This window comes from Bradyrhizobium sp. BR 10261, from assembly GCF_019455395.1.
Taxonomy (GTDB): Bacteria; Pseudomonadota; Alphaproteobacteria; order Rhizobiales; family Xanthobacteraceae; genus Bradyrhizobium; species Bradyrhizobium manausense.
Genome location: NZ_JACOFQ010000023.1, coordinates 36707 through 56559, shown reverse-complemented (window position 1 = coordinate 56559; position 19853 = coordinate 36707). Strand labels below are relative to the sequence as shown.

At 65.0% G+C, this 19853-nt stretch carries 15 protein-coding genes; 12 read left to right on the top strand and 3 right to left on the bottom strand.

What is annotated here, in order from left to right:
• The first annotated feature begins 75 nt into the window (after nucleotides 1–75).
• From HYH07_RS24875 to HYH07_RS24855, 5 genes are all read left to right on the top strand, one after another.
• Nucleotides 76–3033 carry a 2-oxoglutarate dehydrogenase E1 component gene (locus HYH07_RS24875; protein ID WP_057740750.1) on the top strand — a complete coding sequence of 986 codons (2958 nt, stop codon included), beginning with the start codon at nucleotides 76–78 and terminating at the stop codon, nucleotides 3031–3033.
• A gap of 179 nt (nucleotides 3034–3212) precedes the next feature.
• On the top strand, nucleotides 3213–4460 hold the full coding sequence (odhB, locus tag HYH07_RS24870; protein WP_220004972.1) for a 2-oxoglutarate dehydrogenase complex dihydrolipoyllysine-residue succinyltransferase: 1248 nt from the start codon (nucleotides 3213–3215) through the stop codon (nucleotides 4458–4460).
• Between the two features lie 55 nt (nucleotides 4461–4515).
• Nucleotides 4516–5277, top strand: a complete 762-nt coding sequence (locus HYH07_RS24865) for an SDR family oxidoreductase (protein WP_220005039.1) — start codon at nucleotides 4516–4518, stop codon at nucleotides 5275–5277.
• A 57-nt stretch (nucleotides 5278–5334) separates the two neighbouring features.
• On the top strand, nucleotides 5335–6735 hold the full coding sequence (gene lpdA / locus HYH07_RS24860) for a dihydrolipoyl dehydrogenase (RefSeq protein WP_220004971.1): 1401 nt from the start codon (nucleotides 5335–5337) through the stop codon (nucleotides 6733–6735).
• Nucleotides 6736–6769: 34 nt separating this feature from the next.
• Nucleotides 6770–7300, top strand: coding sequence for a hypothetical protein (locus HYH07_RS24855; RefSeq protein ID WP_220004970.1), 531 nt, complete (start codon nucleotides 6770–6772; stop codon nucleotides 7298–7300).
• Between the two features lie 143 nt (nucleotides 7301–7443).
• On the opposite strand, the gene HYH07_RS24850 is transcribed toward HYH07_RS24855, so the two are convergent.
• Both HYH07_RS24850 and HYH07_RS24845 read right to left on the bottom strand, forming a co-directional pair.
• Nucleotides 7444–8037 carry a DUF4337 domain-containing protein gene (locus HYH07_RS24850; RefSeq protein WP_057740758.1) on the bottom strand — a complete coding sequence of 198 codons (594 nt, stop codon included), beginning with the start codon at nucleotides 8035–8037 and terminating at the stop codon, nucleotides 7444–7446.
• Nucleotides 8038–8129: 92 nt separating this feature from the next.
• Entirely contained in the window at nucleotides 8130–9095 is a 966-nt protein-coding gene (locus tag HYH07_RS24845; protein ID WP_220004969.1) for a tyrosine recombinase XerC, read from the bottom strand.
• A gap of 123 nt (nucleotides 9096–9218) precedes the next feature.
• On the opposite strand from HYH07_RS24845, the gene HYH07_RS24840 reads away from it, so the two are divergent.
• Complete coding sequence (locus HYH07_RS24840; RefSeq protein WP_220004968.1) at nucleotides 9219–11429, top strand: primosomal protein N'; 2211 nt, start codon at nucleotides 9219–9221, stop codon at nucleotides 11427–11429.
• A gap of 232 nt (nucleotides 11430–11661) precedes the next feature.
• Here HYH07_RS24840 and HYH07_RS24835 read toward each other — a convergent pair whose 3' ends face one another.
• Complete coding sequence (locus HYH07_RS24835; RefSeq protein ID WP_220004967.1) at nucleotides 11662–12168, bottom strand: septal ring lytic transglycosylase RlpA family protein; 507 nt, start codon at nucleotides 12166–12168, stop codon at nucleotides 11662–11664.
• Between the two features lie 647 nt (nucleotides 12169–12815).
• On the opposite strand from HYH07_RS24835, the gene HYH07_RS24830 reads away from it, so the two are divergent.
• The 6 genes from HYH07_RS24830 (at nucleotide 12816) to HYH07_RS24805 (ending at nucleotide 19853) form a co-directional block, all read left to right on the top strand.
• Nucleotides 12816–13376, top strand: a complete 561-nt coding sequence (locus HYH07_RS24830; RefSeq protein WP_220004966.1) for a F0F1 ATP synthase subunit delta — start codon at nucleotides 12816–12818, stop codon at nucleotides 13374–13376.
• Nucleotides 13376–14905 carry a F0F1 ATP synthase subunit alpha gene (atpA, locus tag HYH07_RS24825; protein WP_220004965.1) on the top strand — a complete coding sequence of 510 codons (1530 nt, stop codon included), beginning with the start codon at nucleotides 13376–13378 and terminating at the stop codon, nucleotides 14903–14905. The genes HYH07_RS24830 and atpA overlap by 1 nt, the downstream gene beginning before the upstream one ends.
• A 174-nt stretch (nucleotides 14906–15079) precedes the next feature.
• On the top strand, nucleotides 15080–15952 hold the full coding sequence (locus HYH07_RS24820) for a F0F1 ATP synthase subunit gamma (protein ID WP_220004964.1): 873 nt from the start codon (nucleotides 15080–15082) through the stop codon (nucleotides 15950–15952).
• A 33-nt stretch (nucleotides 15953–15985) separates the two neighbouring features.
• Nucleotides 15986–17428, top strand: coding sequence for a F0F1 ATP synthase subunit beta (atpD, locus tag HYH07_RS24815; RefSeq protein WP_220004963.1), 1443 nt, complete (start codon nucleotides 15986–15988; stop codon nucleotides 17426–17428).
• A gap of 140 nt (nucleotides 17429–17568) precedes the next feature.
• A complete protein-coding gene (locus HYH07_RS24810; protein WP_220004962.1) occupies nucleotides 17569–17976 on the top strand; it encodes a F0F1 ATP synthase subunit epsilon in 408 nt (135 codons plus the stop codon).
• 206 nt (nucleotides 17977–18182) lie between these two features.
• Nucleotides 18183–19853 (top strand): adenylate/guanylate cyclase domain-containing protein, encoded by a 1671-nt coding sequence (locus HYH07_RS24805; protein ID WP_220004961.1) that lies wholly within the window; start codon nucleotides 18183–18185, stop codon nucleotides 19851–19853.

Below are 19853 nucleotides of genomic sequence, written 5' to 3'. Positions count from 1 at the left end.
CGCGTCGAGCCCTGTCGGGGAGCTCGGCGCCAGCGCCGTTTGTTATGCGCGAACCGAAATCGCCAGGAACCCAGTATGTCTCGCCAGGACGCGAACGCAGCCTTTGCCCTGTCATCATTTTTGCAGGGCACCAACGCCACCTACATCGACGAAATCTACGCGCGCTACGAGAAGGACCCGTCCTCGGTCGACGCCGAATGGCAGGAGTTCTTCAAGAGCCTCAACGACCAGCCGGCTGACGTCCTCAAGAACGCCGAAGGCCCGTCCTGGGAGCGCGACAACTGGCCGCTGACCCCCAAGGACGACCTGACCTCCGCGCTCGACGGCAACTGGGCCGAAGTCGAGAAGGCAGTCGGCAGCAAGATCGCCGCCAAGGCGCAAGCCAAGGGCGCCGACATCTCCTCCGCCGACCTGCTCCAGGCCACGCGCGACTCCGTCCGCGCGCTGATGCTGATCCGCTCCTACCGCATGCGCGGTCACTTCCACGCCAAGCTCGATCCGCTCGGCATCGAAGCCCAGCGCAACCGCGAAGAGCTCGACCCGCGCACCTATGGCTTCACCGAAGCCGATTTCGACCGCAAGATCTTCCTCGATCACGTGCTCGGCCTCGAATATGGCACCTTGCGCGAGATCACCGCGATCTGCGAGCGCACCTACTGCCAGACGCTCGGCGTCGAATTCATGCATATCAGCAATGCCGCGCAGAAGGCGTGGATCCAGGAGCGCATCGAGGGGCCCGACAAGGAAATCTCCTTCACGCGCGAAGGCCGTAGAGCCATCCTCACCAAGCTGGTCGAAGCCGAAGGCTTCGAAAAGTTCTGCGACACCAAGTTCACCGGTACCAAGCGCTTCGGCCTCGACGGCGGTGAAGCGCTGATCCCCGCGCTCGAGCAGATCATCAAGCGCGGCGGCAATCTCGGCGTGAAGGAAATCGTGCTCGGCATGCCGCATCGCGGCCGCCTCAACGTGCTGACCCAGGTGTTGGGCAAGGCCCATCGCGCCCTATTCCACGAGTTCAAGGGCGGTTCGGCCAACCCCGACGCGGTCGAAGGCTCCGGCGACGTCAAGTACCATCTCGGCGCCTCCTCGGACCGCGAGTTCGACGGCAACCGCATCCATCTGTCGCTGACCGCCAACCCCTCGCATCTCGAAATCGTCGATCCCGTCGTGCTCGGCAAGGTGCGTGCCAAGCAGGACCAGCACGGCGATCCGCCGGACCAGCGCATCTCGGTGATGCCGCTGCTCATGCATGGCGACGCGGCGTTCGCGGGCCAGGGCGTGGTGGCGGAATGCTTCGGCCTGTCGGACCTGAAGGGCTACCGCACCGGCGGCTCCGTGCACTTCATCGTCAACAACCAGATCGGCTTCACCACCTATCCGCGTTATTCTCGTTCGTCGCCTTACCCGTCGGACGTCGCGAAGATGATCGACGCGCCGATCTTCCACGTCAACGGCGACGATCCGGAGGCGGTGGTGTTCGCGGCCAAGGTCGCGACCGAGTTCCGGCAGAAATTCCACAAGCCGGTCGTGATCGACATGTGGTGCTATCGCCGCTACGGTCACAACGAAGGCGACGAGCCGGCGTTCACCCAGCCGGTGATGTACAAGCGGATCGCGGCGCATCCGTCGACGCTGTCGCTCTATGCAAAGCGCCTGATCGCCGAGGGCGTGGTCACCGAGGGCGAGGTCGACAAGCTGAAGGCCGACTGGCGCGCGCGCCTCGATGCCGAGTTCGAGGCCGGCACCTCCTACAAGCCGAACAAGGCCGACTGGCTCGATGGCAAATGGGCCGGCTTCAAGATCGCCGACCAGGAAGAGGATGCGCGGCGCGGCGTCACCGGCGTCGACATCGCGACGCTGAAGGACATCGGCCGCAAGATCACCAAGGTGCCTGACGGTTTCCGCGTCCACCGCACCATCCAGCGTTTCCTCGATAATCGCGCCAAGGCGATCGACAGTGGTAACGGCATCGACTGGGCGACCGGCGAGGCGCTCGCGTTCTGCTCGCTGCTTTCCGAAAACCACCACGTCCGCCTCTCCGGACAGGATTCGGAGCGCGGCACCTTCTCGCAGCGCCATTCGGTCCTGATCGACCAGGAGGACGAGAGCCGCTACACGCCGTTCAACCATCTCGGCAACGAGCAGGGCCATTACGAGGTCATCAACTCGCTGCTGTCGGAAGAAGCCGTGCTCGGCTTTGAATACGGCTATTCGCTCGCCGAGCCGAACACGCTGACCCTGTGGGAAGCCCAGTTCGGCGACTTCGCCAACGGTGCGCAGGTCGTGTTCGACCAGTTCATCTCCTCGGGCGAGCGCAAATGGCTGCGCATGTCCGGCCTCGTCTGCCTGTTGCCGCACGGCTATGAGGGCCAGGGACCGGAGCACTCGTCGGCGCGCCTCGAGCGTTACCTGCAGATGTGCGCGGAAGACAACATGCAGGTGGTCTACCCGACCACGCCGGCGAACTACTTCCACGTGCTGCGCCGTCAGCTGCATCGCGAGATCCGCAAGCCGCTGATCATGATGACGCCGAAGTCGCTGCTGCGTCACAAGCGTGCGGTCTCGCGTCTCGAGGAGCTGGCGAAGGGAACGACCTTCCATCGCATTCTCTACGATGACGCCCAGATGCTGCCGAACGAGCCGATCAAGCTCGTTCCGGACGAGAAGATCCGCCGCATCGTGCTGTGCTCGGGCAAGGTCTATTACGACCTCTACGAGGAGCGCGAGAAGCGTGGCATCGACGACATCTACCTGATGCGCGTCGAGCAGCTCTATCCGGTGCCGCTGAAGGCGCTGGTGGCCGAGCTGTCCCGCTTCAAGAAGGCGGAAGTGATCTGGTGCCAGGAAGAGCCGCGCAACATGGGCGCCTGGCACTTCATCGAGCCCTATCTGGAATGGGTGCTGAACCAGGTGAACGGTGCGAGCCGGCGTCCGCGTTATGTCGGCCGCGCCGCTTCCGCCGCGACCGCCACTGGTCTGATGTCCAAGCATCAGGCGCAGTTGAAGGCGTTCCTGGACGAAGCATTGAGCTGAGAAGTTTTTTAAGACTGTCATTGCCCGCGAAGGCGGGCAATCCAGTACGCCGTGAACTTCGTGATCAGCACGAACGTCGCTGAGTACTGGATGCCCCGCCCCCCGTGCGCAATCGCGCACTAGGCGGGGCATGACGTATGAATTCCTGTCCGCGACTGCGATCCCTTAAGGAAAAGACCATGACTGAAATTCGTGTGCCGACGCTCGGCGAATCCGTCACCGAGGCCACCATCGGCCGCTGGTTCAAGAAGGCCGGCGACCCGGTCGCCGTCGACGAGCCCTTGGTGGAGCTCGAGACCGACAAGGTCACCATCGAGGTCCCGGCGCCCTCGGCCGGCACGTTGAGCGAGATCATCGCCGCCGATGGCGCGACCGTCGCGGTCGGTGCGCTGCTCGGCCAGATCACCGACGGTGCCGGTGCTGCCAAGTCCGCCGCGGCACCCGCCAAGCCCGCCGCAGCCGCTGCAGCGCCCGCCGCTGCGGCTCCGGCTGCTGCCGCCGCTGCGCCGAAGGCGCCGCCAGCCGATGCGCCGCTCGCTCCGTCCGTGCGCAAGATTTCAGCCGAGAGCGGCATCGATGCTTCGACCGTTCCGGGCTCCGGCAAGGACGGCCGCGTCACCAAGGGCGACATGCTCGCTGCGATCGAGCGTGCGGCCTCCGCGCCGACCCCGGTGAACCAGCCCGCCGCCGCCGTGCAGGTCCGCGCGCCGTCGCCTGCCGATGACGCCGCGCGCGAAGAGCGCGTCAAGATGACCCGCCTGCGCCAGACCATCGCGCGCCGCCTCAAGGACGTGCAGAACACCGCGGCCATGCTGACGACCTTCAACGAGGTCGACATGACCAACGTGATGGCGCTGCGGGCCCACTACAAGGATGCGTTCGAGAAGAAGCACGGCTCCAAGCTCGGCTTCATGGGCTTCTTCACCAAGGCCGTCGTGCAGGCGCTGAAGGACATCCCGGCCGTCAACGCCGAGATCGACGGCACCGATCTGATCTACAAGAATTACTATCACATCGGCGTCGCCGTCGGCACCGACAAGGGTCTCGTCGTGCCCGTGGTGCGCGACTGCGACCACAAGTCGATCGCCGACATCGAGAAGAGCATCGCCGATTTCGGTCGTCGCGCCCGTGACGGCCAGCTCAAGATCGACGAGATGCAGGGCGGCACCTTCACTATCACCAATGGCGGCATCTACGGCTCGCTGATGTCGACCCCGATCCTGAACGCGCCGCAGTCCGGCATCCTCGGCATGCACAAGATCCAGGATCGCCCGATGGTCGTCGGCGGCAAGGTCGAGGTCCGCCCGATGATGTATCTGGCGCTGTCCTACGACCACCGCGTCATCGACGGCAAGGAAGCCGTCACCTTCCTGGTTCGCGTCAAGGAGAGCCTGGAAGATCCGGCGCGCCTGGTGCTCGATCTCTGATCCCCGATGCTTTGAGGACGCCGTCGCCTGCATGGGCGACGGCGTTTGTCCAATGATGGAGGCGGACGTGACCGATAAAGTCGTTGTCATCACCGGCGGCAGCCGCGGCATTGGTCGCGCCACCGCGCTTGCGGCGGCCGCGCGCGGCTATCGCGTCGTGGTCGGCTATGCCAGCAACAAGAAGGCTGCCGACGAGGTGGTCGCGCAAATCGAGGCCAGCAACGGCAAGGCGATCGCGGTGAAGTGCGACGTTGCCGAGGAACGCGACATCATCGACCTGTTCAAGCAGGCCGACAAGTTCGGCACGCTCGGGGCGCTCGTCAACAATGGCGGCATTGTCGGCCAAAGCGGGGTGCGCGTCGACGAGATGTCGGCCGAGCGCATCCAGCGCGTGCTGGCGGTCAACGTCACCGGCTCCATCCTCTGCGCGCGCGAGGCCGTCAAGCGCATGTCGACCAAACATGGCGGCAAGGGCGGTGTCATCGTCAATCTGTCGTCGGTCGCCGCCAAGCTCGGCGCGCCCAACACCTATGTCGATTATGCCGCGTCCAAGGGCGCGGTGGATTCCTTCACCATCGGTCTCGGCTATGAGGTGGCAGCCGAAGGCATTCGCGTCGCCGCGATCCGCCCCGGCCTGATCGATACCGAAATTCACGCCTCCGGCGGCGAGCCCGACCGGCATCATCGCCTGGCCCATCTGGTGCCAATGAAGCGCGTCGGCACCGCGGACGAAATCGCCAATGCCATCGTCTGGCTGATGTCGGACGATGCCTCCTACGTCACCTCAGCCATTCTCGATGTGTCCGGCGGACGCTGACGCGCCGCGCGGACGCTGACACATCCTCATCACGCTAAACTTACGGGACTTTCTCTCATGGCTACCTACGATCTCGTCGTCATCGGCACCGGACCTGGCGGTTATGTCTGCGCGGTGCGCGCCAGCCAGCTCGGCATGAAGGTCGCCGTGGTCGAAAAGAACGCGACGCTCGGCGGCACCTGCCTCAACGTCGGCTGCATGCCCTCGAAGGCGTTGCTGCATGCCTCCGAGATGTTCGAGGAAGCCGGGCACTCCTTCGCCAAGATGGGCGTCTCGGTGTCGTCGCCGAAGCTCGATCTTCCCGCGATGATGAACTTCAAGCAGCAGGGCATCGACGGCAACGTCAAGGGCGTCGAGTTCCTGATGAAGAAGAACAAGGTCGACGTGCTCAAGGGCACCGGCAAGATCCTCGGCACCGGCAAGGTCGAGGTCTCCGCCGACGGCAAGTCGCAGCTGATCGAGACCAGGAACATCGTGATCGCGACCGGCTCGGACATCGCGCGCCTCAAGGGCATCGAGATCGACGAGAAGCGCATCGTCTCGTCCACCGGCGCGCTGTCGCTGGACAAGGTGCCCGGCAAGCTCCTGATCGTCGGCGCCGGCGTGATCGGCCTCGAGCTCGGCTCGGTGTGGAAGCGCTTAGGCGCCGAAGTCGTCGTGGTCGAATTTTTGGATCGCATCCTGCCCGGCATGGACGGCGAGATCGCAAAGCAATTCCAGCGCATCCTCGAGAAGCAGGGATTTGCCTTCAAGCTTGGCGCCAAGGTCACCGCCGTCGACACCTCAGGCAAGGCGCTGAAGGCGACCATCGAGCCCGCCGCCGGCGGTGCCGCCGAGGCGCTGGAAGCCGACGTCGTGCTGGTCTGCATCGGCCGCGTGCCCTACACCGAGGGCCTCGGGCTGAAGGAAGCCGGCGTTGCGCTCGATGCGCGCGGCCGCGTCCAGATCGATCCGCATTTCGCCACCAGCCTGAAGGGCGTCTACGCCATCGGCGACGTCGTCGTCGGTCCCATGCTCGCCCACAAGGCCGAGGACGAAGGCGTTGCGGTCGCGGAGATCATCGCCGGCCAGGCCGGCCACGTGAATTACGACGTCATCCCGGGGGTCGTGTATACCACCCCGGAAGTGTCCTCCGTCGGCAAGACCGAGGAAGAGCTCAAGCAGGCCGGCGTCGCCTACACCGTCGGGAAGTTTCCCTTTACCGCCAACGGCCGCTCCAAGGTCAATCAGACCACTGACGGCTTCGTGAAGATTCTCGCAGATGCGAAGACCGACCGCGTGCTCGGCGTGCACATCATCGGCATCGAAGCCGGCGAAATGATCCATGAGGCCTGCGTTCTCATGGAATTTGGCGGCAGTGCGGAGGATCTCGCCCGTACCTGCCACGCGCATCCGACCCGCTCGGAGGCCGTCAAGGAAGCCGCGCTTGCAGTCGGCAAGCGGGCCATCCATATGTAGGTCACGCCCAGGGCCGAATCGGGCGGGACATCACATGCTACGCCGCCTTCTTCAACCGGTCTGGGTCCTGCTTGCGATCATCTTTTTGATCGAAGCCTGGCTGTGGGACCATCTCGAGCCTGTCGTCGCGCGGGTGGTCGCATTGATCCCGCTCGCCCGTGTGAAGGAGTGGCTGGCCGACCGCGTCGATGCACTGTCCCCGGCGATGACGCTGATCGTGTTCGTGGTGCCGATCATCCCGCTGTTTCCGCTCAAGCTGATTGGCCTGTGGCTGCTCACGCATCAATACTGGCTGACCGGCGTCTCCACGTTCCTGTTCGCAAAAATGCTGGGCGTCGGCGTCACCGCCTTCGTATTCGACGTCACGCGCGACAAGCTGCTGGAGATGCACTGGTTCGAGCGGCTCTACGAGCTGGTGCTGCGGCTGCGTGCCAAGGCGACCGAACTCGTCGAGCCGATCAAGCGGCGCATCCGCGAGCTGATCAAGGGCAACGGCGAAGGCTGGTCCTCGCGCACCCTCCGTTTGATCCAGCGCTTCCGCAAGAGCGTGCACGAAGCGCGCTGAGCTGCTTGCTACGCACTCAGTGTCATTGCCCGCGAAGGCGGGCAATCCAGTATTCCAGAGACAGCGAGATTAGAACCGACGTGCTGGGGCGTACTGGATGCCCCGGTCAAGCCGGGGCATGACAGCGGTGTGCGTGGCGCCGTCTACCCGTGCAGATGCAGCAGATGCGGCGCCCAGGCGCCGAGCATGGTCATGCCGAGGCCAGCGATCGTCAAGAGCCCGGCGATCCAGGCCAGCGGCAGCATGCCGGTGATGATCGTCGCCGACGCCAGCACGATGCCGATCTGGAACGCGGCCGAGGCCAGCTCGAAATGATGATATTTCGCGGTCGCCTCGTCGCGCTCGTGCTCGGCGTGCTTGGCCTTTTCGGCGAGCTGCTCGGTGCCTTCGCCGGTCTCGGGCTCGGAGCGGTAGCGCGCCGCGGTCTTGGTCCAATCGTCGATCTGCTTCTGCACCGCGGCCTTCATGGCGTCGTCGGTGGCAGCACCCAGCGTCAGCTTGCCCTGCTCGGCGGCGGTCTGCACCACGGTGCGGCGGATGCTCTTGGCCTGGAAGAACGCCCAGAGATTGGAAGCCTCGACGTTCTTGCTGATCGACTCGGTCTGGGCGCCCTTGCCGAGCGTTTCCGAGATCGCCAGGAACAGTGCCAGCACCGCGATCAGCAGGGCGATCTTCTTGTTCTCGCCCGATGCGTGCTCGGCATGCTCGGCGTGCTCCATGCTTTCGTGTGCGCTCATGAATCCTCCTGTCGCGGCTCCGCAACGATTGACCGAACCGCGCGGCCTGCGCAAGAGGCATGCTTGCCAGGAGCGAGCCATGACAGCAGCAATTATCGGCGCGGATGCGCGCTCGCATAGACTTCCAGCAGCCGCTCGGAATCGATCCCGGTATACACCTGCGTGGTCGACAGCGAGGAATGGCCGAGCAATTCCTGAATGGCGCGCAAATCGCCGCCGCGCGAGAGCAGATGCGTGGCGAAGGAGTGCCGCAGCGCGTGCGGCGTGGCGCTGTCGGGCAAGCCCAGCGCGCCGCGCAGCCGCTCCATCGCGAGCTGGATGATGCGCGGGCTCAAGGGACCGCCGCGCGCGCCGACGAAGATCGGTCCCTCCTGCGGCAAGGCATGCGGGCACATCGCGACATATTCGTCGATCAGCGCCAGCACGTTCTGCAGCACCGGCACCATGCGCGTCTTGTTGCCTTTGCCTGTGACGACCAGAACGTCGCCTTCGCCCGCCTTCGGCACCTCGCGGCGCTTCAGCCCCAGCGCCTCGGAGATGCGCAGGCCCGATCCATAGAGCAGCGCCATCACCGCGGCGTCGCGCACCAGGATCCAGGTCTCACGTTCCTCGCCGGCGCGCTCGTCGGCGTCAGCCAGACGCTTTGCCGATGCCATCGGCAGCGGCTTCGGCAAGGTCTTTGCGACCTTCGGCGCGCGGATCGCGGAGAGCGCGCCGACCTTGCCCTTGCCCTCGCGCTCGAGGAAGCGGCCGAACGAGCGCAGGCCCGCCAGCGCGCGCATCAGTGAACGGCCGGCAATATCATCGGCGCGGCGCATCGCCATGAAGGCGCGCACGTCGGCGGCTTCAAGCGAGGCGAACCGTTCCAACGTCACGCGCTCGCCCCAATGGCTACACAGGAAATCGAGGCACTGCCTGAGGTCGCGGCCATAGGCTTCCAGCGTCTTCGGCGACAGCCGCCGCTCGGCGCCGAGATGGGACAGCCAGCGCGCCATCTCCTGCGCGATCGAGGGATCGGCGCTGGCGAGCTCGAGTGATGGGACAGCCGCTTTGCTCATGCGCTCTGGACGTGGTGATTCCGCACAGTATATCGCATCCCATCAGTTTACTGTTCGCTAAGGCGGCTCCACAGCGCTAGCCTGAACGCCCCAAGAGACCCCAAAGGTTCCGATTCTCCGTTCATGGATCACACCTCGCGCAGCACGACCGCCTCCGCCAACGCGACCCGCATGGTCGACGTGCTGGTGCCTGTCGCGCTCGACCAGACCTATTCCTACAAGGTGCCTGTGGGCATGGAGCTGAAGGCCGGCGATCTCGTCGGTGTGCCGCTGGGGCCGCGCGAGGTGCTCGCCGTGGTCTGGGGCGAGAACGCCAATCCCGATCCGCGCCTGCACAATCGCCTCAAGGAGGTCAGCGAGAAGCTCGACTTCCCGCCGCTGAAGGGCGAGCTGCGCGCCGTCGTCGACTGGGTCGCCAATTATACGCTGAGCCCGCGCGGCATGGTGCTGCGGATGTGCCTGCGCATGGGCGAGAACCTCGGCCCCGAACGGGTCCGCGCCGGCGTGCGACTGACAGGCGATCCCCCGCGGCGGCTGACGCCGGCGCGCTCGCGCGTCATCGAGGTGCTGTCGGACCGGCTGCTGCACGGCAAGTCCGAGGCTGCAAAGGAAGCCGGCGTCTCCGCCGGCGTGATCGATGGCCTCGTCGATGAGGGCACGCTCACGGTCGAGCCGATGCCGCCGCCGCCCCCGCCGCCAGCGCCCGATCCGGAGTTCGGCCGGCCGGATTTCTCGCCGCTGCAGCGCGCCGGCGTCGATGCGATGCGCGCGCTCGCGGCGAACGGCACCTTCCATGTCGCGCTGCTCGACGGCGTCACCGGCTCCGGCAAGACCGAGGTCTATTTCGAGGCCGTGGCGGAAACCATCCGCCGCGGCAAGCAGTCGCTGATCCTGATGCCGGAGATCGCGCTGACCGGCCAGTTCCTCGATCGCTTCGCGCAACGTTTCGGCGTGCGCCCGATCGAATGGCACTCCGAGCTGACGCCGCGCACCCGCGCGCGCAATTGGGCCGCGATCTCCGAAGGAACCGCACCGGTCGTGGTCGGCGCGCGCTCGGCGCTGTTTCTCCCTTACGCCGATCTCGGCCTCATCGTGGTCGATGAGGAGCACGACCAGGCCTACAAGCAGGACGAGGGCGTGCATTATCACGCCCGCGACATGGCGGTGGTGCGCGCGCATATCGCTAAAATCCCGATCGTGCTGGCCTCCGCCACGCCGTCGGTCGAGTCGGAGGTCAATGCGCGCAAGAACCGCTATCAGCGCATCGCGCTGCCCTCGCGCTTCGGCGGCCAGCACATGCCGCATATCGAGGCCATCGACCTCAGGCGCGAGCCGCCCGCGCGCGGCCGCTATATCTCGCCGCGCCTGGCAGGCGAGATCAGAAAAGCCATCGAGAAGCGCGAGCAGGCGCTGCTGTTCCTCAATCGCCGCGGCTATGCGCCGCTGACGCTGTGCCGTGCCTGCGGCCATCGCTTCGCCTGCACCATCTGCGATGCCTGGCTGGTCGATCATCGCTTTCGCCAGCGCCTGGTCTGTCATCATTGCGGCTTCTCGATGCCGCGACCGCCAACCTGTCCGCATTGTGCCGCCGAGGAATCGCTGGTGGCCGTCGGCCCCGGCGTCGAACGCCTGCAGGAGGAGGCGGCGGCGCTGTTCCCGGAAGTGCGCACCATGGTGCTGTCGAGCGATCTCATCACCTCGATCGAGACGATGCGCAGCGAGCTTGCCGAGATCGCGGAAGGCCGCGTCGATATCATCATCGGCACGCAGCTCGTCGCCAAGGGCCACAATTTTCCGCGGCTCAATCTGGTCGGCGTGGTCGATGCGGATCTCGGCCTTTCCAACGGCGATCCGCGTGCCGCAGAGCGCACCTGGCAATTGCTCAACCAGGTGATCGGCCGCGCCGGCCGCGAGCAGGGCCGCGGCGTCGGCTATCTGCAGACCCACCAGCCCGATCACCCCGTCATGAAGGCGCTGATCGCCTGCGACCGCGAGGCCTTCTACGACAGCGAGATCGATTTGCGCGAGAAGACGCTCTATCCGCCGTTCGGGCGCCTTGCCAGCCTGATCATCTCCGCCGGCGATCGTCCGAGCGCCGAGGGCCTCGGCCGCAAGCTCGTTGCACTCGCGCCGCGCGACGAGCGCGTCGTCGTGCTCGGCCCCGCCGAAGCCCCGCTCGCCGTCATCAAGGGCCGCTACCGCTTCCGCATCCTGGTCAAATCGGCCCGCGGCTTCGATCTGTCGGACTATTTGCGCAACTGGCTCGCCGTGTGCCCGAAGACGACCGGCAACCAGAAGCTCGAGGTGGATGTCGATCCGCAAAGCTTTTTATAGCCCTCTGTCATTCCGGGGCGCGCGCAGCGCGAGCCCGGAATCCATCGGGCGGCAGAACTGGTGGATGAATGGATTCCGGGCTCGCGACTTCGTCGCGCCCCGGAATGACAGCAGCCAAACAAAAAGCCCGTGGTCCCCCAAAGACCACGGGCTGGTTTCACGTGCGCATCAAACTGCTCATGTCCTTGCGGGACGATGATGAAAACTGCGCGTGTGGCTGAGGCGCTTGCCGTTAGGAGACGACTTCCGCGGTGACGCGGCCGACGCCGGCACCGGTGAGGCCGATGGCGCGGGCAGCACCCGTGGAGAGGTCGAGCACGCGGCCGCGCACGAACGGGCCACGGTCATTGATGGTGACGATGACGCTCTGGCCGCCATGGGTCACACGAACCTTGGTGCCGAACGGCAGGGTCCGGTGCGCCGCGGTCATGGCGTTCTGGTTGAAGCGCGCGCCGGAGGCAGTGCGGCTGCCGGACTCGTTGCCGTAATAGGAGGCCATGCCGGAGAAGCTGTGGCCGGTGCCCTGCGACGGCGTCATCGACGCATTGGCGTTGAACCAACCGGGGTTCGCGACGGTGTCAGCCTGGGCCTGGTGGCTGTGGTGGTGAGAACCCCGGTGGTGATGCCTGGATTTGGCGGAAGCTTCGGTGGCAGTCCCACCGACGAAGAGAGTTGCAGCGACGAAAGCAATCGCCGTACGCGGCCGGGTCACAGTTCCCAGCGTCTTCAATGACAGCATCTATTGGTCCCTACGCTAGTAATGCCACATATGTGGCAAGTGGAGCCCCCATCAGTTTGTGAGCGATTTGGCGTTTCGATTCCCAATGAGGCGTGAATTGGGCAGTAAATCCGATCCGTGTCCTCATGAAATATCTTGTGATCTGAATCGATATTCAGCCGAAGTTTCGTAATCTTTCCATTTAACGGTTCATTAACTGATCGATTACTTGCGAATACTGTAAAACCAAGTCTGTTACTCTTCGCATTTAGAATTGGGTAAGTATTCAGCGGGCAGGACGGCGCGCACTGAATCACGGCTCAGCGATCCGTGTTCATGGCCGCTATGCGCTGAGGGCAGGAACGAAAGGGCGCGCGGCCGACAAAAGCTCGCGGCAATTCCCTGGCATGGCAGGTCGTCGCAACGATCGCGGTGAGATGGCCGCGACGTGGGACGAACTGGCGACAGAAGGTCGTGCCTTTAATTTGGCGTCATGTTGCACGTGCGCGCCTGCTATGTTAGCAAAGCCGCGATTTTAACGAGCCCGGCACTTCCCGTGCTGGTCGAAAATCGAAGTCCCGCTTGAATTCCAAGGGCTTGGATCGCTAGGCGCCGCTTTGTGGCGACGGTTTTTCCCTTGCGAATTTGACAGCTAAAAGAGCGCGTCTGTGGCTGCAGAAGATACGTCCGTTTCAGGTGTGTCGGGCCGTTATGCAACGGCCTTGTTTGAACTGGCCCGCGACCAGAAAGTGGTCGACGAGGTCAAGGCCGACCTCGAGAAGTTCGAGGCTCTGCTGAACGAAAGCGTCGATCTGAAGCGCCTCGTCCGCAGCCCGGTCTTCGCGGCTGACGCCCAGTCCAAGGCCCTCTCGGCCGTGCTGGACAAGGCCGGCATCGCCGGCATCACCGCCAATTTCCTCAAAGTGCTGACCGCCAACCGCCGCCTGTTCGCGGTGGCGGACGTCATCCGCGCCTATCGGGCCCTCGTCGCCAAGTTCAAGGGCGAGGCGACCGCTGACGTCACGGTCGCGGAGGCGCTGTCGGACAAGAATCTCGACGCTCTCAAGGTTGCCCTGAAGTCGGTGACCGGCAAGGACGTCGCGCTCAACGTGAAGATCGATCCCTCGATCATCGGTGGCCTCGTCGTGAAGCTTGGCAGCCGCATGATCGATAGCTCGCTTCGCACCAAACTCAATTCGATCAAGCACGCGATGAAAGAGGCAGGCTGATGGACATCCGCGCCGCGGAAATTTCCGCGATCCTCAAGGACCAGATCAAGAATTTCGGCCAGGAAGCTGAAGTCTCCGAAGTCGGACAGGTGCTGTCCGTCGGCGACGGTATCGCCCGCGTCTACGGTCTGGACAACGTCCAGGCCGGTGAAATGGTCGAGTTCGAGAACGGCACCCGCGGCATGGCGCTGAACCTCGAAACCGACAACGTCGGCGTCGTTATTTTCGGTGCCGACCGTGAAATCAAGGAAGGCCAGACCGTCAAGCGTACCCGCGCCATCGTGGACGCGCCGGTCGGCAAGGGCCTGCTCGGCCGCGTCGTCGACGCGCTCGGCAACCCGATCGACGGCAAGGGCCCGATCCAGGCCGAGAAGCGCATGCGCGTCGACGTCAAGGCGCCCGGCATCATTCCGCGCAAGTCGGTGAGCGAGCCGATGGCGACCGGCCTCAAGGCGATCGACGCCCTGATCCCGATCGGCCGCGGCCAGCGCGAGCTGATCATCGGCGACCGCCAGACCGGCAAGACCGCGATCGCGCTCGACACCATCCTGAACCAGAAGCCCCTCAACGCGCAGCCCGACGAGAACATCAAGCTGTACTGCGTCTACGTCGCGGTCGGCCAGAAGCGTTCGACCGTCGCGCAGTTCGTGAAGGTGCTGGAAGAGCAGGGCGCGCTCGAATATTCGATCGTCGTCGCCGCCACCGCGTCGGATCCGGCGCCGATGCAGTACATCGCGCCCTTCACCGGCTGCACCATGGGCGAGTACTTCCGCGACAACGGCATGCACGCGGTCATCATCTATGACGATCTGTCCAAGCAGGCCGTCGCCTATCGCCAGATGTCGCTGCTGCTGCGCCGCCCGCCGGGCCGCGAAGCCTATCCCGGCGACGTGTTCTACCTGCACTCCCGCCTGCTCGAGCGTGCGGCGAAGCTGAACAAGGACCAGGGCTCGGGCTCGCTGACGGCGCTGCCGGTCATCGAAACCCAGGCCAACGACGTGTCGGCCTACATCCCGACCAACGTCATCTCGATCACCGACGGCCAGATCTTCCTGGAAACCGACCTGTTCTTCCAGGGCATCCGTCCCGCGGTGAACGTCGGTCTGTCGGTGTCGCGCGTCGGCTCGTCGGCGCAGACCAAGGCCACCAAGAAGGTCGCCGGCAAGATCAAGGGCGAGCTCGCGCAGTACCGCGAAATGGCCGCGTTCGCGCAGTTCGGCTCCGATCTCGACGCTTCGACTCAGCGCCTCCTCAACCGCGGCTCGCGCCTGACCGAGCTCTTGAAGCAGCCGCAGTTCTCGCCGCTGAAGATGGAAGAGCAGGTCTGCGTGATCTGGGCCGGCACCAACGGCTATCTCGATCCGCTCCCGCTCAATAAGGTGAAGGCGTTCGAGGACGGTCTGCTCTCGCTGCTGCGCGGCAAGCATGTCGACATTCTCAATGCGATCCGCGACAGCCGCGACCTCTCCGACGACACCGCTGGCAAGCTGAAGTCGGTGGTCGAGGATTTCGCGAAGAGCTTCGCCTAAACGCGTTCATGGCCGGGCTAAAGCGCGAAGCGCGTCTTCGCAATTGAGGTCCCGGCCATCCACGCGTTTCGGCTTGCAAGAAAAGAACGTGGATGCCCGGGACGAGCCCGGGCATGACGACTGGGACAGGCAACGGCTCGACCACAAGGGTCGAACCGCCGGGGTGAACGAAGAATGGCGTCACTTAAAGACATGCGCGTCCGCATCGCCTCCACCAAGGCGACGCAAAAGATCACCAAGGCCATGCAGATGGTCGCGGCCTCGAAGCTGCGCCGCGCGCAGACCGCCGCGGAAGCTGCACGTCCCTATGCCGACAAGATGAGCGCGGTGATCGCCAACATCGCCAGCGCTGCCGCGGGCTCGCCCGGCGCCCCTGCGCTGCTGGCCGGCACCGGCCGCGACCAGGTTCATTTGCTGCTGGTCTGCACCGGCGAGCGCGGCCTGTCGGGCGCCTTCAACTCGTCGATCGTGCGCCTCGCCCGCGAGCGCGCGCTGGCCCTGATGAACGAAGGCAAGGAAGTGAAATTCTTCTGCGTCGGCCGCAAGGGTTACGAGCAGCTTCGCCGCCAGTTCGACAGGCAGATCGTCGAGCATCTCGACCTGCGCAGCGTGCGCCAGCTCGGCTTCGTCAACGCCGAGGACATCGCCAAGAAGGTTCTGGCGCGTTTCGACGCCGGCGAGTTCGATGTCTGCACGCTGTTCTATTCGCAATTCAAGTCGGTGATCGCGCAGGTCCCGACCGCGCAGCAGATTATTCCGCTGGTCGTCGAGGAAGACGCTCCCGCCAGTACGACATCTTACGAATATGAGCCGGAGGAGGACGAGATCCTGACGCGCCTGCTGCCGCGCAATCTCGCGGTGCAGATCTTCCGCGCCCTGCTCGAGAACAACGCTTCGTTCTATGGCGCGCAGATGTCGGCGATGGACAACGCCACCCGCAACGCCGGCGAAATGATCCGCAAGCAGACGCTGGTCTACAACCGCACGCGTCAGGCGCAGATCACCAAGGAACTCATCGAAATCATCTCCGGCGCAGAAGCAGTCTGACCGGCACGAAATTCGGATCGAAGGAGACAGTAAATGGCTACAGCAGCCACACAGATCGGTCGCGTTACCCAGGTCATGGGCGCCGTCGTCGACGTGCAGTTCGAAGGCCACCTGCCGGCCATTCTCAACTCGCTGGAGACCAAGAACGGCAACAACCGCCTGGTGCTGGAAGTCGCGCAGCATCTCGGCGAGTCGACCGTCCGCACCATCGCAATGGACGCCACCGAAGGTCTGGTGCGCGGCCAGGAAGTGACCGACACCGGCCAGCCGATCTCGGTGCCCGTGGGTGACGGTACGCTGGGCCGCATCATGAACGTCATCGGCGAGCCGATCGACGAGGCCGGCCCGATCAAGTCGGAAGGCAGCCGCGCCATCCACCAGGAAGCGCCGACCTATACCGACCAGTCCACTGAGGCTGAAATTCTGGTCACCGGCATCAAGGTCGTCGACCTTCTTGCTCCGTATGCGAAGGGTGGCAAGATCGGCCTGTTCGGCGGCGCCGGCGTCGGCAAGACCGTGCTGATTCAGGAGCTGATCAACAACGTCGCGAAGGCGCATGGCGGCTACTCCGTGTTCGCCGGCGTCGGCGAGCGCACCCGCGAGGGCAACGACCTCTATCACGAGTTCATCGAGTCCAAGGTCAACGCCGATCCGAAGAACCCGGATCCGAGCGTGAAGTCGAAATGCGCGCTGGTGTTCGGCCAGATGAACGAGCCGCCCGGCGCCCGCGCCCGCGTCGGCCTCACGGGTCTCACGGTCGCCGAGCACTTCCGCGACCAGGGCCAGGACGTGCTGTTCTTCGTCGACAACATCTTCCGCTTCACCCAGGCCGGCTCGGAAGTGTCGGCGCTCTTGGGCCGTATCCCTTCCGCGGTGGGTTATCAGCCGACGCTCGCGACCGACATGGGCGCGCTGCAGGAGCGCATCACCACCACGCAGAAGGGCTCGATCACCTCGGTGCAGGCCATCTACGTTCCGGCCGACGACTTGACCGATCCGGCGCCCGCGACCTCGTTCGCGCACCTTGACGCCACCACGGTGCTGTCGCGCGCGATCTCGGAAAAGGGCATCTATCCGGCGGTGGACCCGCTCGACTCGACCTCGCGCATGCTCTCCCCGCTGGTCGTCGGCGAGGAGCACTACGCCGTCGCCCGTCAGGTCCAGCAGGTGCTGCAGCGCTACAAGTCGCTGCAGGACATCATCGCCATTCTCGGCATGGACGAGCTTTCGGAAGAGGACAAGCTGACCGTGGCCCGCGCCCGCAAGATCGAGCGCTTCCTGTCGCAGCCGTTCCACGTCGCTGAAGTCTTCACCGGCTCGCCGGGCAAGTTCGTCGATCTCGCCGACACCATCAAGGGCTTCAAGGGCCTGGTGGATGGCAAGTACGACCACCTGCCGGAAGCCGCCTTCTACATGGTCGGGACCATCGAAGAGGCGGTCGAGAAGGGCAAGAAGCTGGCGGCGGAAGCCGCCTAAGCTCTTCACCTCGTCATCGCCGGGCTAAAGCGCGAAGGGCGTCTTCAAACTGAAGTCCCGGCGATCCATCTAAAGAGAATTTTGATCGATGGACCCGCGGGTCGAGCCCGCGGGTGACCAGCAAAGCAAGCGGAAACACCATGGCCACCTTCCACTTCGATCTCGTCTCTCCGGAAAAGCTCGCCTTCACGGGTGAGGTCGACCAGGTCGACGTCCCCGGCTGGGAAGGCGATTTCGGCGTGCTCGCCGGGCATGCTCCCTTCGTGGCTGCGGTGCGGCCGGGTATCCTGACCATCATCGCCGGTGGCCAGAAGCAGAAGGTCATCGTTACAGGCGGCCTTGCGGAAGTTTCCGACGATCGTCTCACCGTGCTCGCTGACGTCGCAACCTCGCTGGACGAGCTCGATCGGGCGCAGTTCGCCGACAAGATCGCGGAAATGCAGGAGAAGCTGTCGGAGCACGAAGGCTCCGAGCTCGATCTCGCGATTGCGCGGCTCGACCACTACAAGAGCATCCAGCAGGAGCTCAACACGACCGCGATGCACTAACGCCGGCGTCGCACTTGCGATCCCCCGGGTCGCACTAGCGATCCCGCGCGCCGCGTTCGCGGTCACGCCCCGCGGCGCCGGCCTTTCAAGTTTCCGCAGCAAAATCAGCGCTCGTCACAGACCGTGGCGGGCGCTGAAACTTTGTTGCACCGCGCTGGCGATAGCGGCATTCTGCCGCGGCGAAGAGGTTCCAGGGCAGGTCGCAGATGAAGCGCAAGATCGCGGCGATTTTCGCGGCCGATATTGCCGGCTACTCGAGGCTCGTTGCGGAAGACGAGGAAGAGACCCTGCGGCGTCTGGCGTCCTATCGCGAAGTCATCGACGATTTCATCGCAAAGGCGAACGGCCGCATCTTCAACACCGCAGGCGATGCCGTGCTCGCGGAATTCCCGAGCGCGGTCGACGCGGTGCGCTGCGCGATCGACATCCAGGAGAGCTTGCGAACCCGCAACATGGCCTATCCGCCGAGCCGGCAGATGTCGTTCCGCATCGGCATCACCATCGGCGACGTCGTCGAGCGCGACGGCGATCTGCTCGGCGACGGCGTCAACATCGCGGCCAGGCTCGAGGGGCTCGCGGAGGTCGGCGGCATCTGCATCTCGCGCGCCGTGCATGAGCAGGTCGCCAACAAGCTGTCGGTGCAGTTCGCCGATATCGGCGCACAGGAAGTGAAGAACATCCCGACGCCGGTGCACGCCTACATGGTCGCGATGCGGCGCGAGGACGGGACTTACGCGACGCCGCAGCTGAAGAAGGCGGTCAAGGCTGCGCCTGCGCCGAACTGGATGTGGCCGCTGGTGGTCGGCGTGGTCTCTGTCGTCGCCATCGGCGTCGGCGGCTTCCTCTATTTCACCAAGCTCGAGACCAGTCGGGTCGCGTCCAGTCCCGCGGCGTCCACTGCCGCGGCACCCGCGCCGGGTTCGCTCACTGCGCCGTCACCCGGCCCGACGCCCACGGCGGCGGCGAAGCCGCCTTCGCCGGCGCCGACATCGACGCCGACCCAAGTAGCTGCCGCGGCACCGACGCCTTCACCGTCACCATCAGCTGCATCCACCGGCAAGATCGCCGTGGACGCGGTGCCGTTCATCGGCGAGCGCCAGCGTTCATTTCTCAGCAACGAATATGCGGCCGCCGGGGATTACAAGGCTTATGCCCTGAACATCGGCGGCTTCTTCGGCTCCGCGCTCGACAAGCCGAGCGAGGAGGAGGCGCGCAACGCCGCGCTCGACCAATGCCAGAAGCGCGCGGACGCGGCCCAATCGCAGCGGCGCTGCGAGCTCTATGCTGTCGGCAACAAGGTGGTCTATGGCCGTGGGGAGCCGCCGATGCCGCCGAAGCCCTGGTATCGGCACGAAGCCATCGCCGAGCGCGCGTTCGTGCCGAAAGATTTTCCGATGCTGCGTGATCAGTTCAAGACCCGGCTCGAAAACATCTACATGACGGCGGCGAAATCGCGCACCGTAGCGCTCGGCCCTGGCGGACAATATTTCATGGGGCTTGGCGGAACGTCGGTCGACGATTCGGCGCGGCGCTCGCTGGAGTCCTGCGGCGCGATCGCGGGCTCGGCCTGCATGATCGTGGCGGTCGACGACGTCTTCGTCGTGCCGATCCCGACGCTGCTCAGGGTCACGGGCTTGTTCCACGCCGCGACCAACCCCTCGATCGTGGCCGATGCGCGCGACGAGGTCGTGCGCAAGCTTGGAGACGCCACGGGCTGGAATGCGGTCTCCGTCGGCACCGCCGGCCGCCCCGGCCTCGGCCTGAAAGCCGCCGACGAGCAGACCGCGGTCAACACCGCGCTCGCCGACTGCGCCAGGCACGACAGCGACTGCCACGTCATCGCGATCGGCCCGTTCGCGGTCGGGCCGATGAATTGA

Excerpts from the sequence above, each read along its gene's own strand:
- HYH07_RS24875 (WP_057740750.1), top strand. The coding sequence starts at position 76 with ATGTCTCGCCAGGACGCGAACGCAGCCTTTGCCCTGTCATCATTTTTG.
- odhB (WP_220004972.1), top strand. The coding sequence starts at position 3,213 with ATGACTGAAATTCGTGTGCCGACGCTCGGCGAATCCGTCACCGAGGCC.
- HYH07_RS24865 (WP_220005039.1), top strand. The coding sequence starts at position 4,516 with ATGGAGGCGGACGTGACCGATAAAGTCGTTGTCATCACCGGCGGCAGC.
- lpdA (WP_220004971.1), top strand. The coding sequence starts at position 5,335 with ATGGCTACCTACGATCTCGTCGTCATCGGCACCGGACCTGGCGGTTAT.
- HYH07_RS24855 (WP_220004970.1), top strand. The coding sequence starts at position 6,770 with ATGCTACGCCGCCTTCTTCAACCGGTCTGGGTCCTGCTTGCGATCATC.
- HYH07_RS24850 (WP_057740758.1), bottom strand. The coding sequence starts at position 8,037 with ATGAGCGCACACGAAAGCATGGAGCACGCCGAGCATGCCGAGCACGCA.
- HYH07_RS24845 (WP_220004969.1), bottom strand. The coding sequence starts at position 9,095 with ATGAGCAAAGCGGCTGTCCCATCACTCGAGCTCGCCAGCGCCGATCCC.
- HYH07_RS24840 (WP_220004968.1), top strand. The coding sequence starts at position 9,219 with ATGGATCACACCTCGCGCAGCACGACCGCCTCCGCCAACGCGACCCGC.
- HYH07_RS24835 (WP_220004967.1), bottom strand. The coding sequence starts at position 12,168 with ATGCTGTCATTGAAGACGCTGGGAACTGTGACCCGGCCGCGTACGGCG.
- atpA (WP_220004965.1), top strand. The coding sequence starts at position 13,376 with ATGGACATCCGCGCCGCGGAAATTTCCGCGATCCTCAAGGACCAGATC.
- HYH07_RS24820 (WP_220004964.1), top strand. The coding sequence starts at position 15,080 with ATGGCGTCACTTAAAGACATGCGCGTCCGCATCGCCTCCACCAAGGCG.
- atpD (WP_220004963.1), top strand. The coding sequence starts at position 15,986 with ATGGCTACAGCAGCCACACAGATCGGTCGCGTTACCCAGGTCATGGGC.
- HYH07_RS24810 (WP_220004962.1), top strand. The coding sequence starts at position 17,569 with ATGGCCACCTTCCACTTCGATCTCGTCTCTCCGGAAAAGCTCGCCTTC.
- HYH07_RS24805 (WP_220004961.1), top strand. The coding sequence starts at position 18,183 with ATGAAGCGCAAGATCGCGGCGATTTTCGCGGCCGATATTGCCGGCTAC.